This window comes from Mesorhizobium sp. M7A.F.Ca.ET.027.03.2.1, assembly GCF_003999175.1.
Taxonomy (GTDB): domain Bacteria; phylum Pseudomonadota; class Alphaproteobacteria; order Rhizobiales; family Rhizobiaceae; genus Mesorhizobium.
This window is the reverse complement of the sequence record NZ_RZOM01001446.1, coordinates 1-1,146: the sequence shown is the minus strand read 5'-3', so window position 1 is coordinate 1,146 and position 1,146 is coordinate 1. Positions and strand designations below refer to the sequence as shown.

The following is a 1,146-nucleotide window of genomic DNA, read 5'->3' as shown; positions in this document are numbered from 1 at the left end:
GTTATGGCGCGCCCCGCTTCGACGAGGGCGGCAAGGAAATACGTGGCTCCAAGGCTACCGAAGGCGCTTCCGCCGTGCGGGGTATCGTCGACGGTGACTGGCGCGTGGTCGGCTGGGTCACGTCAGGCGGCTATGCGCATTATGTGCAGAAGTCGATGGCGCAGGGCTACGTCCCCGCAGCGCTTGCCGAGGACGAAAGTGCCGGGCTGTTCGAGATCGAGATCCTCGGTCACCGGCGCCCGGCCCGCATCAATGTCGAAGCGCCCTTCGATCCGAGCGGCGAGAAGATGCGGACCTGAGTTTCGACCATGGACAACGCGGGGCCGAAGGGCAGCTTTGGCCGGCATCGCAAGATCATGCCGTTCGAAGCCGACTCGATCGAAGCCTTGCGCGACGCCTCCCGCCAGAAGGCGGCTTCGCTCAACCAGCATGTGCTGGGCTACGGTGCGCAGGCCGAGGCTGAATGGGCCGCGGCGGGCATTGCCGCGCCCGATCTGGCGGCGATGCGCCAATACCGGCTGGAGCGCATCCGCGCCGAGCTGAGGCGCCGCGGCTATGCCGGCGCCGTGCTCTACGATCCCGTCAACATCCGCTACGCCACAGACAGCACCAACATGCAGCTATGGGTGGCGCACAACCCGACGCGGCATTGCTTTGTCGCCGCGGAGGGGCCGGTGGTGCTGTTCGACTATTTCTCCTGCGAGCATTTGTCCGATCATTCCGGCGTCGTCGACGAAGTGCGACCGGCAGTGTCGTGGATGTATCTCTATGGCGGTGAGTTGACCGAGCAAAAGGTCCGCCGCTGGGCCGCAGGAATAGCCGATCTGGTGAAAGAGCATGGCGGCGGCAACAGCCGCATCGCCGTCGACCATATCAATCCGGAAGGCGTCGAGGAGCTGGCTCGCCTCGGCATTTCCATCGGCAATGGCGAAGCGTTGATGGAGAACGCGCGGCTGATCAAATCACCCGACGAGATCCTCGCCATGCGCCGCGCGCGATGTTGCCGCGGTGCAGTTCCGCCCACAATTCGTTTTCGGAAGTCCCCGGCTTCAGCGCTTGTTCCATCTCGCCCATCGCCGCCTCGCAGGCGACGATGGGCGAGATGGAACAAGCGCTGAAGCCGGGGACTTCCGAAAACGAATTGTG

Annotated in this window: 1 protein-coding gene and 2 pseudogenes; 2 read left to right on the top strand and 1 reads right to left on the bottom strand. The window is 64.5% G+C overall.

Going from position 1 to position 1,146, the window contains the following annotated elements; translation table 11 throughout:
- Window positions 1–299: glycine cleavage T C-terminal barrel domain-containing protein (locus tag EN750_RS35480; RefSeq protein WP_281062379.1), on the top strand; the 299-nt coding region annotated here is incomplete at its 5' end.
- Between the two features lie 9 nt (window positions 300–308).
- Window positions 309–995: pseudogene (locus EN750_RS41760) on the top strand (aminopeptidase P family N-terminal domain-containing protein); the annotation flags it as partial.
- Here EN750_RS41760 and EN750_RS41235 read toward each other — a convergent pair.
- A pseudogene (locus EN750_RS41235) lies at window positions 988–1,146 on the bottom strand (aminopeptidase P family protein); the annotation flags it as partial. The pseudogenes EN750_RS41760 and EN750_RS41235 sit on opposite strands and share 8 nt — an antisense overlap.